Raw genomic sequence first — 14,845 nt, forward strand, 5'->3', positions numbered from 1 at the left:
CCTCAAGCCGTTTCGTCGAAAGGGGCATGACGGGGCCGCGATCAGAAGATCGCCCCCGTCATGCTCCTTTCGATTCCCGCCTTCGTGACAGTCCAGAGCTCGCACGTGCTTCGAGCCTCGCCTCGACGGCGCACGGTCTCCGGCATCCGCCCCTCGGGCGCAATTCATCCCGTGAGGGGATTGGCCGGGGCGAGGCAGAGGGCGGGATGATCGTGGCGGAGGGCTTTGAGCCCGGCGGGGGAGAGGCGGAGCCGCATGGCGCCGAGCTCCGCCAGGGTTTCCGCCCCCGGGATCTGCGGCAACGGTGTGCCCGGCCGGGCGGCGGCGACGAGATCGAGCCGCGCCGCGGCATCGGCATGGCGGAGGCGGGCCTCGAGAACCGGACAGAGCGGCGGCGGCCCGACCGGCGGCATCGGCCGCGCGGGCGGGGGATCGGGCAGCGCGGCAGGATCGAGGCGGCCGTAGCGCGCGCGGTGCCGGCGGTCGGTCGGCAGCGGGTGCGCCCCGGCGCAGAGCCGGGCGGCCACCTCGAGCGCCGTCTCCGACCGCGCGCCGGCGAGAACGGCGATGGCACCGGCCGCGACGGCCGCAGCGACAGACGTACCCGAGCGCCGCTCGGGCGCACCGCCCGACCCGAAGTCGGGAATGGCGACACCGTGCGCCAGCAGATCGGGGCGTATCGGGGTGAGGCCCGCGGGGCTGCTGGCCGAGAATCGGGCCGGCCCGCCATCCCTGTCGCAGGCACCGATCGAGAGCGCCTCGGGCAGGGCCCCGGGCAGCGTCATCCGCCCGGGGCCGGTATTGCCGGCGGCGGCGATGACGAGCATCCCGGAGTTGCGCAGGCGCGCGAGCACCGCGCCGAGGACCGCGGCCCCTGCCGGCAGGCCAAGTGGCATGAGCGCGATCCCCGCGCCCTGGCGCTGCGCCCAGTCGAGCCCCAGCAGCAGCCGCCAGAGCGTCGCGCCGCCTTCGATCACCTCCGCGGCGAGGAGCCGGGCCTCCGGCGCGATGCGGCAGAGGAGACTTGCGGTGAAGGTGCCGTGACCGGTGCGGTCCCCGACCCGCTCCCTGCTGCGGATGTCTCCGGTCCGGCCTGTTGCGAGCACGCCGGCAAGACGCCCGGCGAAGAGCGGCAGGTCCATGTCGATGCCGCTGTCGAGATGGGCGATGCGCAGCCCGCCGCCGCGCCAGCCGCGCCGGTGCCAGTCCTCGAGTGGCAGGCCGCAGGCGCGGGCCAGCGTGGTCAAAGGTCGAAGGCTGCGTCGTCGACCGGCACCCTGCTGCGCGCGAAGTAGCTGCTCGCCTCGCCGATATGGCCGTAGGTCACGAAGAGCGAGGCGTGTATGGCGAGCGGGATGTAGAGGGTTCCGCGGTTCAGCTCGTTCAGGGCGAGGACCTTGGTGACCGCGGGAAAGGTATCCATCAGCCAGCCGTATCGGCGCCGCTCGAGCACGCGGGTGGTAAATTTGCTGCCGGACGCGCTCCATTCCTCGGCATGCTGGTCGGTGTTCACGAATTTCGACATCAGGCCCATATGCACGATGCCGATGAGCGTAGTGGCGATCGGCAAGCCGTATTCCGTCGCCTTTCCGCCGCCCTTGCCGCCGAAGGCCTCGGAAGCCGAGAAGCCGAAATCCACCACGCCCATCGCCACGTAGAGCCACTGGTAGGTCCAGATGATGGAACCGTAGCGGGCGCGTTCGGCCTCGAGGGCCGGCAGGCGCGATCCGTCCGGGGCAAGGCCCCGCAGGCCGTTGCCGATCTCGGAGGACTTCAGGCCGCTGACGGCGCCGGTGGGATTTCCCGCGACCTGGGCGAGGCTGCCCACGACGATCACGCCGAGCTTCGCGAGCGCCATGCCCTTGCCCGCCCGGGAGCCCGCCGGCGGGTTGAGGTAGTGCGAGGCCGGGACCGGCGTCGCCACCGGGACCATCTCCACGACCTCGCCCGCGATCGCCCACTCGCCACCGCCGGTGTTCACCTTCGACGGGATCTCGTGCATCTCGAAGGCCTTGTTGTCAGCGGGGGCTTTCTGGATCTTGGCCCCACTGATGTCATAGAAGAGGTCGAAGCCGTTGAGGCAGAGGTGGCAGCTGCCGTAGACAACGGCCCAGGCCTGTTTTTCCTCCCGCACCTCCTTCTCCTCCTTCGAGAGGCTCAGCGCCGCCGTCTGGCTGCGGAGCCGGATCTGGCGGCCGAGCGTGATGCGACCGATGATGGAGGCCGGCACCGCCACGAGGAAGGCGACGAGGGACATGGCCGAAAGCTCCCGTCCGGTCATCGATTCATAGAAGGCGGTGAGGAAGGGGATCTCGAGCCGGGTGTTGAGGGCGGTCTTCAGCAGCTCGAGTGCGGCGATGAAAGCGTCAAAGAGCAGGTCGGCGATGGCCTCGATCAGCGAGATGCCGGTCACCGCCAGCCCCTTGGCAAGCGAGAGCACCCCGCTCAGCACCAGCTCCGGCGCACGGGAGGGATTGGCGAGGGCCGCGCGGAAGAGCGCGATGGAATCGCCGAAGGCATCGAGCACGATGCCGAAGTCGCTCTCGACGAAAGCTTCGAGCTTCTCGATGAGGGGCTCGATGACGCTCCCGAACTTCGACATCGCGCCCGCCGGCGCGGCCCCGGCAATGCCCTTGAGGAACGGGTTGGCCTCGGGAGCCTCGCCGCCCCCGTCATCGCCGGAGCCGGTGAGCTTCGACATCAGCCAGTCGAGCTTGTCGATCGCTTCGGAGCGGTCCTGCGGCTGGTCGCGGTCGATGCGGGCGATGTCGCCGCCCCCGAGCTGGTCGATCGCGGAATCGAAGCCTTCGAGGATCTGCGACTGCAGGTCTCCGAGCCAGGTCGCGGTCATGCCCTTCATCGTGCGCACTGCCCCCTCGGCCAGGTCGATGCCGCCGTTGATCTTCTCGATCAGCGCATCGTGCAGCTCGAGCACGCCATCGGTGTCGAAGAGGTCCATGAAGACGCGGACAAGCTTGCCGAGCCCGATGCCGATGCCGTCGAGCACCTTGCAGAACACCTTGCCGACGACCTCGATCGTATCGGCGATGAACTGGTAGACGACGCCGCCGATATCCATCGTCACCCGAAGGACCGCCTTGGCGGCCATCGCGAGGCCTTTCAGCACATCCTTGTCGAGCTCGTCATAGGCATCCTTGATGTCGGAGGCGAACTGCTTCGCGCTGCGCTTGACGGCATTGACGCCGTCGACGACGCCCTCGACCACGTCGTCGGCGGTGCGCTCGACCCAGCCGACCGAGTCGTCCCAGACCTTCGTGGCGGTCTTCGCGATCTCGCGCCCGATCGGGGTGACGGTCCGCACCACGGTCCGGCCAGCATCCTCGAGCGCGCCGGGCACGTCCTCGACGATGAACTCCTCGGTCTCCTTCGCGACCGTCCTTGCGGCTTTCGGGATTGTCTCGACGAAGAAGCCGCCGACCGCCGAGGCGCCATCCTCGAGGAAGTCGAGGAAGCCCTGCCCCGCCATCTCGTTCACCCGGATGGCACCGGCGGCCGCCGCGGCGATCTCCTCCCGGCCGGCGGGGCGGAAGAGCGTCTTGCCGGCGCCACCGAGCTCGAGCTTCCAGCGGTCGTAGCTCATGGCGTCGGCGATGGTGAAGCGGTCGGCGGAGGTGCCGTGGGACAGGGCGCGATGGGCGGCGGGGACGGTCGAGGAGAGTGACTTGAGCGCGCGTCCGGCATGAACGGCATCGGCCTCGGTGAGGGAGGCGGACAGGCCGAGGCGCGTGCGATCGCGCCACAGCGCGTCGTCCTCCATGGCGAGGATCTTGCTGTGGAGATCGGCATCGGGAAAGACGAAGACCCGTTCGCGCGGCGCCATCGCAGGGGTGCGCAGCATCAGGGCGCCACCGCCGATCGCCTCGGGATCGACGAGGATCTCGAGCTTGCCGATCTCGTTGACGGACAGCCGCGCCGGGCGGACCGGATCGATCAGATGGCTCTGGCCATTGGCGCGGATCCTGAGCTCCTCGGTGGCCCAGACATCGACGGCGCCGCTCAGGGGCGGAAGGGTGAGCATGGTCCGCAGGACCGGCGAGCGGACGACCTCACCGCCCGTCACCGCCATGTCCTCGGTGAGGCGCGAGGTGGCGGAGAACCGGCAGGCTGCAAGCGGCGGCGTGGAGAGGATGGTGGCCGAGGAAATCGCGTTGAGGCCGACATCGCCGTCGGCGAGCGAGGGCGTGTCCATGTAGATGACATCGTTGGTGCCGCCGTAGCGCACGTCGCGGCAGATCATCGTGGCGGTGTCCGGGCCGACCCGGATCGAGGAGACACGATCGTTCATCCCGGCGATGCGGGTGCAGTCGGGGGTGTCGGCGTGGAGGATCCAGACCCGGCCCTTGAACTCGGGCTCCTCGTAGAACGCCACCTCGCCGGGCCAGAGCTCGGCGTTCGCCCGCTCGCGGGTGCGCACCAGCGCGTTCCTGATCCGGTAGCTCTGGCGCGCCTCGGCCGAGGCGATGTAGAGGTCGATCTCCGCGCCGCCCTCGCTCTCGCGGAGGCGCCAGGCATGCGCTGCATAGGTGGTGAAATCGAGCGAGGCGCCGGGCTCGAGCGTCCCGAAGCCCTGCTCCCGGCCGGCATGGTCGATCCAGAACACGTCGGCCCGGAGACCGGAGCCGTTGGCGAGGGTGAGCTCGACCTTGCGACCGCCATCGCGCGAGCGCGTCGGGGCGCCGGTCAGCATCAGGCGCTGCTCCTGGCGCAGCCCCACGGTGAAGCCCACGGGCTCGCCGCTCCGCTGGTCCCGCACGATCCAGGGATGGGTCATGAAGGTCTGCTGGCTATGGCTGGTGCGCGGCTCGAGCGTGGCGTATTTCTTCTCGCGGCCCTGATAGTCGACCCAGTAGACATCGAGCGTGAGCGGCGAGGTGTTGGCGAACTCGATGCGGGTCTCGACCTCGCTTGCCTCGGACTTGAGCACGATGTCGTGGTGCTGCCGGGGTTCGGCCGTGGTGATGAACATCGCGATCTTGTCGCCGCTGTGGGCCTGCCGGACGCGCCAGGGATGGGTCTCGAAGGTGTCGATCGCCACGCTCTCGCCCGGCGCGAGCGTCGCATAGCGCGTTTCCTTGCCGTCGTAGCCGATCCAGAACAGGTCCACCGTCCAGGCAAGCTTGTTGGCGAAGGTGACATTGGCCGCGACCTCGCCCTCCCGCGGCCTGAGGTCCGTGTCGTCGAGGGTGATGAGCGCATCCTCCCGGTCGCCCCAGGACCAGTCGAGGACCCGGCCCGACAGCCGGTCGCGCAGGATCCAGGGATGCGTCGCGTAGGTGCGGAAGCCGGTCGAGGCGCCGGGGCGCAGGCTGGCGTAGAGCTTCGGCCGGCCCTCGTAGTCCATCCAGTAGACATCGGCGGTCAGCAGGGTCCGGTTGGCGAAGCGGATGCCGGTCGGCTTGCGCGATTCGAGGCTGCGCATGGTGAAGGCCATGCTCTGGGAGCGCTCGGGGCTCGCGGCATAGATCCCGACGAGGTGGCGGCCGAAGCGTTCGCGTGCCCGCCAGACATGGTGCTGCAGGGTCGGCTGCAGGTAGGTCTCACCGGGCCCGAGCCGGGCATAGTGCTTCTCGTTGCCGTCGAAATCGAGCCAGAGGATGTCGATGTCGAACGGGGTCTCGTTGCGCATCTCGACGGTCACCTCCGCCGTTTCCGGCTGCGAGCGGACATCGAGCGGCCGGATCTCGGCAGCGAGGTCGGTGTCGGCACCCCGGATGCGGCGGATGACGAGCCCGCTGATCGCATCGCGCAGCTCGATCTCGCGGCCTTCACCGACGCGCAGCGCCACCTCACTGCCATGCGGCAAACGGTGGAGCGGGTGAAAGACGCCGTCCTCGCCCGCGACGCCGACATCGAGCGTGAGCAGCGCACGGTTGGCGACGGTGAGGGTCGCGACCGCGCGGCCCTCGCGCGGCTGCGGCTCGAAGCTGCGCAGCCGGCCGGTTTCGGCCGAGGCGATGAGCAGGCTCAGCTCGCCGCCGTCGGCCAGATCGCGCAGCCGCCAGGGATGGCCGGCGAAGGTATCGAGCGTCACCTCGGCGCCGGGATCGAGCGTCGCGTAGTCCTTTTCAACGCCATCGAAACCGACCCAGAACAGCCGGCCGGTCTGTGTGCAGAGATTGCGCAGGACCGTGCGGCTCGGCATCGTGCCCGGCAGCGAACGGAGGGCGGCGGCATCCTCGACGATCTCCCCCGCCTCGAAGAGATTGGGGATGACGCGGATCGGGGTGCCCGAGACGAGGTCGCGCAGGAGCCACGGATGGCTCGAGAAGGTCGGCTGCGTGACCGTCTCACCCGGCGCGAGCCGGTGGTAGACGACCGGCGCGCCCTCGAGATCGAGCCAGACCGCCTCGATATGCAGCGCCGAGCGGTTGGTGAAGGTCGCACTGACGGCGTGTTCGCTCCGGTATGTCTTCAACGCGATCTCGCAGGCCTGCTCCGCCGCGTCGGAGGCGATGTGAAAGCCGATCTCGGTGCCGCAATGGAGCGAACGGATGCGCCAGACATGTCCGGCAAAGCTGGATTGACGGTAGGTCTCGCCGGGGCGGAGGCTTGCATAGAGGGTTTCCTTGCCGTCGCCATCGACCCAGTAGACCCCGGCGGCCACGGGCGAGGCGTTGTGGAACGCGATCGCGACCGCGCTGCCGGTGCGGGCGGTGACGACATCGGAGCCGATCACGAAGCGGCTCGGCTCGGCCTGCGCCGCGGTTTCGGCAAGCCTTTCCCCGGACGCCGCGTCGCGGACCAGCCATCTGTGACCCTCATAGGTCGACTGGGTGTAGAGGCCGTAGGGTCCGAGGCTCGCGTAACGGGTCTCCTCCCCCTCGAAATTGATCCAGAACACATCCACGGACAAAGCTGTGGCATTGCAGAATGTAATTTCGGTCGACACCGTTCAATCCCCCGCGCGCGGCAACACGCCGGCCGATACAACAGGGCGGCGGCTGCTCAAGTTTTTATTGTGTAGAACAGACAGTCGAATAATGATTTCTCGATTGCAAAGATTTTCTGGCCCTCGTGCCACAGTTTATTTCAACGATACGTTGTCGTTTCGTATTCCTGATTTCGAATTATTTGCGGGAGGAAGGAAGGATCCGGCATCGCGATATTGCGTGACACCTGGGGCGTGATTGCGGGGGTCGACCCCACGGTCTCCATCGTGAACGAGTCAAACCGATTTCGAGATTGCTCTGGTGCTTCGCGTTGCCCCCTCCCCCAGAGTCCGCGGCATTGACCCTGCAACCATCGCGGCAAACTGCCGATGCGGCGGGGATTTCGGGGAGAGTGCGCACTTTCGGGCGACAGGGGTCCAGCAGGTGCTGGCGCAGGCTGCAGGATCGGTCGGGCCCGGTTGACAGCGCGCGTCGGATCGGGTTATGACACCGATGACATGACATCGGTGTCATGAATCGACAGCACGATCGCTCTGGAGCGGAGGGGGCCTTGGCAACCATCTATGACGTCGCGAGGGAGGCCGGGGTCTCGGCAAAGACCGTGTCGCGCGTGCTCAACAGCGATGCCCCGGTCAACGCGAAGACCCGCGAGCGTGTCATGCGCGCCATGGATGCGCTCGGCTACGTGCCGTCGCAGGCCGCGCGGATGATGCGCTCGAACCAGTCCGGGCTCGTGGGGCTCATCACCGGAGCAATCTCGGGTTCGCCGGACCCGACCGAAGCGTCGGGCCTTCCCGATCTCTACATCGTGCAGGCGATCCAGAAGATGATGGCCGCAAGCGGCAAGATCCTGATGATCGCGGACACCGGCGGCGACTCTGGCAAGGTGCCCACGCTGGCGCGTGCCTTCGCGCAGCACCGGGTCGAGGGGCTGGTCTATGTGGCCGACTATCATCGCGAGGTGACGATCGACCTGTCGATCGCCGGATGCCCCGTTGTGCTCGCGAACTGCTTCGATGCGAAGGGCACGAAAGCCATTCTGCCGGACGACCGCGCCTGCCAGGCCGCGCTTGTCGCGCGCATCCTCGAGAGTGGCCATCGGCGGATCGGGTTTCTGACCCTCGACCCGGCGATGGCGGCCGTCAACCTTCGCGTCGAGGGCTACCGCGATGCGATCGGCGCCGCAGGGCTTGCAGACGATCCGCGGCTCGTCGTCACGGCGCACGACCAGAGCCAGGAGCTTGCCAGCGACACGCTGACCCGCGCCCTGGACCGACTGCTGGAGCTCGAGACACCGCCGAGCGTGATCTGCTGCGGCAACGACGAGATGGCGATGCGGGTCTACGGGATCCTGCGGACGCGGGGCTTGCGCGTCCCCGAGGACATCTCGGTCGCGGGCTTCGACAACCACCGGCCGATCGCCGAGATGCTCTACCCGCCACTCACCACGGTCGAGCTGCCCTATCAGGAGATGGGCCGGCGCGCGGCGGATACCCTCATGGGCATGATCGCGGGCGAGACGCCCGATCCACGCCCCACCCTGGTCTCCGGCCCCGTCGTCTGGCGGGCTTCGGTGACCGACATGACCCCAAAGCATAACCTGAACCAAGGGAGGAACACTCAATGATCAGGACCGCAACCAGGATCGCCCTCGGCACCGTCTCGGCCTCGATGCTGCTGTCAGGCGCAGCGATGGCCCAGACCGAGCTCACCATGTGGAGCCACGGCGCGGGCAATGATGTCGAGATCAAGGTGCTCAACCAGATCATCTCGGACTTCAACGCCTCGCAGGACGACTACAAGGTCGTGTTCGAGTCCTTTCCCCAGGGCAGCTACAACGACTCCGTCGTCGCCGCGGCCCTTGCCGGCAACCTGCCGTGCATCCTCGATGTCGACGGCCCCGTGCTACCGAACTGGGTCTGGGCGGGATACCTTCAGCCGCTCCAGATCGACGAGAGCAAGATCGAGACCTTTCTGCCCGGCACCAAGGGCTACTGGAACGATCAGCTCTACGGCATCGGCTTCTGGGACGCGGCGGTGGCGCTTTTCGCGCGCAAGTCGGATCTCGAGGCATGGGGCCTCCGGATGCCGACCGTCGACGAGCCCTGGACCAAGGATGAGTTCATGGCCGCGCTCGATGCGGCCAAGGAGAGCGGCAAATACGAGTTTCCGCTCGATCTCGGCATGAACGACCAGGGCGAGTGGTATCCCTACGCCTTCTCGCCGTTCCTGGAGAGCTTCGGCGGCGACATCGTGGATCGCACGACCTACCAGACCGCCGAAGGCGCGCTGAACGGCGATGCGGCGATCGAATTCGGCGAATGGTGGCAGAGCCTCTTCGAGGACGGCTATGCGCCCGGCCCGGCGGAAGATCCGGCCGACCAGGCGACCGGCTTCATCAACGGCAAGTTCGCCTTCCAGTGGAACGGCAACTGGCGTGCGGTGGCGACCATGGCGGAAGTCGATGACGTCGTCTTCCTGCCGGCTCCCGATTTCGGCCATGGCAACATCATCGGCGCCGCCTCGTGGCAATACGCCATCTCGGCGACCTGCCCGAACCCCGAGGGCGCGAATGCCTTCATCGAATTTGCCCTCGACGACAAGTATCTGGCCGCCTTCTCCGAAGGCATGGGCCTGATCCCGTCGACGCCCACCGCCGCCGAGATGACGGAGATGTATGCCGAAGGCGGGCCGCTCGCGACCTTCTACGACCTCTCCGCAAAGCAGGCCATGGTGCGCCCGGTGACGCCCGGCTACGTGGTTCAGGCGAAGGTCTTCACCAAGGCGCTGGCCGATATCGCCAACGGTGCCGATGTGGCCGACACGCTCGACGCTGCGGTGGACGAGATCGACAGCAACATCGAGAACAACCAGGGCTACGGCCACTGACCGGCGCCGGGTGACAGTGGGGCGGTTCGCGCCGCCCCCTCTCCCCTGCCTTGATCCAAACTCCATGGAGGATTTCCGATGGCCAGTAGGCTGACACGGTCAAACCGTGCGGGTTGGCTGTTCGCGCTCCCCGGCTTCTCGCTCCTGTTCCTGTTCATCATCATCCCGTTCTTCTTCGCGTTCTGGCTGTCGCTGACCAACCAGCGGCTGGTGTCGCCGAACCCTGCCGAGTTCGTGGGCCTCGAGAACTATCGCAAGCTTCTGAGCGTCGCCGTCGTGACGCTGGAGCCCGAACGGGACGAGGCGGGCCAGATCGAGCGGGACAGTGACGGCGCGATCAAGTACCCGCGCGTCCGCACGATCACCCGCAACAGTGACAATCCGCAGTATCGCGGCATGGGCGAGTGGTTCCGATGGCACTCGGGCGACAACGCAAAGGTCGTGATCGCCTCGGATGTCGTCTTCATGAAGGCACTGACGAACACGCTGATCTTCGCGCTGTTCATCGTGCCACTCCAGGGTGGGGGCGCGCTGCTCCTTGCGTTGCTGATCAATCAGAAGCTGCGGGGGATCAATGCGTTCCGCACGATCTACTTCCTGCCCGTGGTGGTCTCGATCGTGGTGATCTCGCTCCTCTGGCGCTTCATCTACGACGGTGACGACGGCTTGCTGAACAGCCTCCTCGGCATGCTGAGCTTCGGGCTCTTCGAGCCGGTCGACTGGCTCGGGCGCACCGACACGGCGCTCGGCTCGATCATCGTCATGTCCGCCTGGCAGGCGGTCGGGTTCCACATGGTGATCTGGCTCGCCGGGTTGCAGACGATCTCGCCGACGCTCTACGAGGCCGCGGCCATCGAGGGTTCGAGCCGGTGGCAGACCTTTCGTTACGTCACCTGGCCCGGCCTGCGGAACACGGCCGTGCTCGTGCTGATCGTCATCACCATGCAGGCCTTCGCGCTCTTCGCGCAGATCAACGTCATGACCAACGGCGGGCCGCTCGACAGCACCCAGACCCTCGTCTTCCAGGCCGTCGAACGCGGTTATGGCAAGCAGGACATCTCCGGCGGATCGGTGATCTCGGTGGTTCTGTTCCTGCTCGTGCTGCTGATCTCCGCCGTTCAGGGCATTCTTACCAGGGAGCGCAAGTAATGGCCCTCGTTTCAGCCGAGAACCGCGGATTGAGACTGGCGTCGCGCTACGCGACCCTGATCGTCGTGGCGCTGGTCTTCATGTTCCCGCTCGTCTTCATGGTGGTCTCGAGCCTCAAGCCGGACCAGCAGCTCCTGAGCGACACCTCCAGCCTGCGGGCCTTCCTGCCGGTCGGCGACATCAGCCTCGACAACTACTATGCGGCATTCGAGCGGGCGCCGATCGGCCGCTTCATGCTCAACTCGATGTTCGTGACCGTGACCACGGTCATCCTGTCGATCCTGCTCTGCTCGATGGCGGCGTTCTCCTTCGTCTTCCTCGAATGGCGCGGGCGCAACGTGCTGCTGACCGTGATCCTCGCCACGCTGATCATCCCGTTCGAGACCATCGCCGTGCCGCTTCTGCTCTTCGTCTCGAAGCTGCCCTGGCTCGGGACGGACGGGGTGCACTGGGGCTGGCTCAACACCTACCGCGTGCAGATCGTGCCGTGGATCGTGGACGGGCTGACGATCTTCCTCTTCGTGCAGTTCTTCAAGGATCTGCCGCGAGAGCTGATCGAGGCGGCGCGCGTCGAGGGCGCAAGCTGGATGATGATCTACCGGCGGATCGTGATGCCGCTCTCGGGGCCGGTGCTGGCCACGGCCGCGATCCTGAAGTGCCTGAAGATGTACAACGATCAGTATCTCTGGCCGCTGATCGTCGTGCAGGACGAGGCGCATCGTCCGGTCATGGTCGGGCTGGGCTACTTCTTCCAGCTCCAGATCGCCTGGGGCGAGGTCATGGCGTATCTCACGCTGATCTCCGTCCCCGTCATCGCCTTTTATCTCATCATGCAACGCGCCTTCATCTCGTCGATCGCATCGACCGGCGTGAAGGGTTGAGGAGCAATCATGACACTCTCTCTCGAAAACGACTGGATCTGGGACAGCTGGTATGCCCATGACGGCGAACGCTGGCACGGCTACTTCCTGAAGGCGCCCAAATCGCTTGGCAATCCCGATCTGAGGCACTGGAACGTCAGCCAGGGACATGCGGTCTCGGACGATCTCGTGACCTGGGAGCATCTCGGCACCTGTCTCGCGCCCGCCACGGGGCCGGCCTGGGACGACTACACGACCTGGACGGGATCGGTCGTACAGGGTGACGATGGGCTCTGGCACCTGTTCTACACCGGCACGGCGCGCTCCGAGAACGGCCTCTACCAGCGCATCGGCCACGCGACGTCGCGTGACATGCACAACTGGGAGCGCGTGGGCAGCGGGCTCTGTCTCGATCTCGAGGGCGGGAACGCCGGCGGCTACCAGACGGACTACGAGGCGGACGTCTGGCACGATCGGGCGATGCGCGATCCCTGGGTCATGCGCGATCCCGAGGGCGACGGGTGGATCATGTATTTCACCGCGCGCATCCCCGCCACCGGCGAAGCGAATGCCGGTGGCGCGATCGGCTTCGCCACCTCGCCGGACCTCTACAGCTGGACGCTGCAGCCGCCGGTCTTTGCGGGCGGCTATGGCCAGCTGGAGGTGCCGCAGGTCTTCGCCCGGAACGGGCGCTGGTACTGCCTGTTCTGCACCTCGGCCGAGCATTTCTCGAACGCACAGGCCGCCGCCACCCCCGGCGGACCGGTTTCGGGCAACCACTACCTCGTCGCGGCGGGGCCCCGCGGCCCCTGGTCGATCGCGCCCGGCCCGTTCCTCGACGGCGCGGTGCCCTGCCGGCGCTATGCGGCGCGCATTCTGCAGGTGGGCGAGAAGATGGTCATCATGGGCTTCATGGATCAGGACCCCGACGGGCAATTCGGCGGCTACGTCATGGAGCCGGAGCCGATCGTGGTGAACGAGGACGGGCTGCTCGCGATCGCGCACCCCCGGAAGGCGGCGGAGTAAGGGCAATGGCAACACTGAAACTGACCGACGTCCGCAAGAGCTACGGCAATGTCGACGTCATCAAGGGTGTCGATCTGGAGATCAGCGACGGCGAATTCGTGGTCTTCGTCGGCCCCTCGGGCTGCGGCAAGTCGACGCTCCTGCGCATGATCTCGGGGCTCGAGGACATCACCTCGGGCACGCTCGAGATCGACGGGAAGCGGGTGAACGAGCTGCCGCCCAAGGACCGGGGCATCGCGATGGTCTTCCAGTCCTACGCCATCTTTCCGCACATGACGGTGCGCGAGAACGTGGCCTTCGGCCTCACCATCGCGCGGGCCTCGAAGGCCGAGAAGGAGGCGAAGGTCGCCGAGGCCGCCCGCATCCTTCAGATGGAGCATCTGCTCGACCGCCGGCCGTCGCAGCTCTCCGGTGGCCAGCGCCAGCGCGTCGCCATCGGCCGCGCCATCGTGCGCAAGCCCAAGGTCTTCCTGTTCGACGAGCCGCTCTCGAACCTCGACGCCGCCCTCAGGATGGACATGCGGATGGAGATCGGCAAGCTGCACGGACAGCTCGGCGCGACGATGGTCTATGTCACCCACGACCAGGTCGAGGCGATGACGCTGGCCGACAAGATCGTCGTGCTCAAGGACGGCAGGGTCATGCAGGCCGGGAGCCCGATGGAGCTCTTTCACGAGCCGGCCAACCGTTTCGTCGCCGGATTTCTCGGCGCGCCCTCGATGAATTTCCTCGATGTCGAGGTGACGGATCGCACGGAGCGCGAGGCCAATGTGACCAACGCGGCGCTCGAGCCGATCCGGGTTGCGCACAGGAACCGCATCAACGGAGCGCGCACTGCGGTGCTGGGCATCCGCCCGCAGCATGTCCGCGCCACCGAACCCGGTCAGGGCATGCTGCACGGCAAGGTGACGCTCGCAGAACGGCTCGGGTCCGAGACCGTTGTGGACATGACGCTCAAGGACGGCTCGAAGTTCATCGCGACCTTTGGCGAGGACAAGGTGTTCCGACCGGGCGAAAGCGTCGACCTGCTGTTCGATCCGGAACGGGCGCTCCTGTTCCCGGCGGAGGAGTGAGGCCGCAGGGCGCAGACCTTCTCGACGAAAAGCAACAGCGCCTTCGGGACATTCAGGTCCGAGCAAACCTGAACGGGATCCTGCAGCAAGACCTGACGGCAACGGGCGTGCGGATCTCCGGGCGCCCGTTCCGCTGTTGCGGGCGTCGCACCGCCTTGCTCTCGGCCGCAGCCTGCGTCACAACGAGGCCCGGAATGCGCGGAGGAGCAGGACCATGGCCGAGGGACCGGACCGGAGCGGGATTTTCGCAGGCGATGATCCGTTCGCCATTGCACGCGCCTGGCTTGCCGAGGCCGAGCAGACGGAACTCAACGATCCCAATGCGATCGCTCTGGCGACCGCGGGTGCCGACGGGATGCCCAACGTGCGGATGGTGCTTCTCAAGGAAATCGAGACGGCCGCCTTTGTCTTCTACACCAATTACGGCAGCCGGAAGGCCGAGGAACTCGCGGAGAACGCCCAGGCGGCCTTCGTGATGCACTGGAAGAGTCTCCGGCGGCAGATCCGAGTGCGGGGGCGTGTCGAGAAGGAAGACGGGCCGAAGGCGGACGAGTATTACCACTCCCGCGGCCTCAAGAGCCGGCTCGGAGCCTGGGCTTCGCACCAGTCGCAGCCGCTCGCCTCGCGCGGGACGCTGATGGCGGAGGTGGCGAAGATCACCGCGACCAAGGGGCTCAATCCACCGCGGCCGCCTTTCTGGGGCGGCTACCGCATCACGCCGGTGGAGATCGAGTTCTGGGCCGATGGCGCGCACCGGCTCCACGACCGCTTCCGCTGGACCCGTGGAGCACCGGGCGACACCTGGCAGATCCAGCGCCTCAATCCCTGACGCCGCTGACCGGCCGCGGGAAGCCTGCGCGGCGCAGGCGCCATCTCGCCGACAGAACGAAAACGTGATACGCGGCGCCTTGGCGGAGGCCATGTTGCACCGCATTCT

9 protein-coding genes are annotated in these 14,845 nt (G+C 67.0%); 7 read left to right on the top strand and 2 right to left on the bottom strand.

Annotated elements, in window-relative coordinates; genetic code table 11:
* Window positions 1–164: 164 nt before the first annotated feature.
* Entirely contained in the window at window positions 165–1,247 is a 1,083-nt protein-coding gene (locus ACF66B_RS10870; RefSeq protein ID WP_162683369.1) for a S8 family serine peptidase, read from the bottom strand.
* On the bottom strand, window positions 1,244–6,910 hold the full coding sequence (locus ACF66B_RS10875; protein WP_111431135.1) for a hypothetical protein: 5,667 nt from the start codon (window positions 6,908–6,910) through the stop codon (window positions 1,244–1,246). The genes ACF66B_RS10870 and ACF66B_RS10875 overlap by 4 nt, the downstream gene beginning before the upstream one ends.
* 551 nt (window positions 6,911–7,461) lie before the next feature.
* Here ACF66B_RS10875 and ACF66B_RS10880 point away from each other — a divergent pair.
* The 7 genes from ACF66B_RS10880 (at window position 7,462) to pdxH (ending at window position 14,737) form a co-directional block, all read left to right on the top strand.
* The gene (locus ACF66B_RS10880) at window positions 7,462–8,538 is read left to right on the top strand and encodes a LacI family DNA-binding transcriptional regulator (RefSeq protein WP_111431134.1); all 1,077 of its coding nucleotides are present in this window, start codon (window positions 7,462–7,464) and stop codon (window positions 8,536–8,538) included.
* Window positions 8,535–9,800, top strand: coding sequence for a sugar ABC transporter substrate-binding protein (locus ACF66B_RS10885; protein ID WP_111431133.1), 1,266 nt, complete (start codon window positions 8,535–8,537; stop codon window positions 9,798–9,800). The genes ACF66B_RS10880 and ACF66B_RS10885 overlap by 4 nt, the downstream gene beginning before the upstream one ends.
* A gap of 78 nt (window positions 9,801–9,878) precedes the next feature.
* Complete coding sequence (locus ACF66B_RS10890; RefSeq protein WP_111431132.1) at window positions 9,879–10,949, top strand: carbohydrate ABC transporter permease; 1,071 nt, start codon at window positions 9,879–9,881, stop codon at window positions 10,947–10,949.
* Window positions 10,949–11,830 carry a carbohydrate ABC transporter permease gene (locus ACF66B_RS10895; protein WP_111431131.1) on the top strand — a complete coding sequence of 294 codons (882 nt, stop codon included), beginning with the start codon at window positions 10,949–10,951 and terminating at the stop codon, window positions 11,828–11,830. The genes ACF66B_RS10890 and ACF66B_RS10895 overlap by 1 nt, the downstream gene beginning before the upstream one ends.
* 9 nt (window positions 11,831–11,839) lie before the next feature.
* Complete coding sequence (locus ACF66B_RS10900) at window positions 11,840–12,835, top strand: levansucrase (protein WP_111431130.1); 996 nt, start codon at window positions 11,840–11,842, stop codon at window positions 12,833–12,835.
* A gap of 5 nt (window positions 12,836–12,840) precedes the next feature.
* Complete coding sequence (locus ACF66B_RS10905; RefSeq protein WP_111431129.1) at window positions 12,841–13,908, top strand: ABC transporter ATP-binding protein; 1,068 nt, start codon at window positions 12,841–12,843, stop codon at window positions 13,906–13,908.
* Between the two features lie 214 nt (window positions 13,909–14,122).
* Complete coding sequence (pdxH, locus tag ACF66B_RS10910; RefSeq protein ID WP_111431128.1) at window positions 14,123–14,737, top strand: pyridoxamine 5'-phosphate oxidase; 615 nt, start codon at window positions 14,123–14,125, stop codon at window positions 14,735–14,737.
* Window positions 14,738–14,845: the final 108 nt, after the last annotated feature.

This window comes from Amaricoccus sp. B4, assembly GCF_043226085.1.
Lineage (GTDB): Bacteria > Pseudomonadota > Alphaproteobacteria > Rhodobacterales > Rhodobacteraceae > Amaricoccus.

Excerpts from the sequence above, each read along its gene's own strand:
- ACF66B_RS10885 (WP_111431133.1), top strand. The coding sequence starts at position 8,535 with ATGATCAGGACCGCAACCAGGATCGCCCTCGGCACCGTCTCGGCCTCG.
- ACF66B_RS10890 (WP_111431132.1), top strand. The coding sequence starts at position 9,879 with ATGGCCAGTAGGCTGACACGGTCAAACCGTGCGGGTTGGCTGTTCGCG.
- ACF66B_RS10895 (WP_111431131.1), top strand. The coding sequence starts at position 10,949 with ATGGCCCTCGTTTCAGCCGAGAACCGCGGATTGAGACTGGCGTCGCGC.
- ACF66B_RS10900 (WP_111431130.1), top strand. The coding sequence starts at position 11,840 with ATGACACTCTCTCTCGAAAACGACTGGATCTGGGACAGCTGGTATGCC.
- ACF66B_RS10905 (WP_111431129.1), top strand. The coding sequence starts at position 12,841 with ATGGCAACACTGAAACTGACCGACGTCCGCAAGAGCTACGGCAATGTC.
- pdxH (WP_111431128.1), top strand. The coding sequence starts at position 14,123 with ATGGCCGAGGGACCGGACCGGAGCGGGATTTTCGCAGGCGATGATCCG.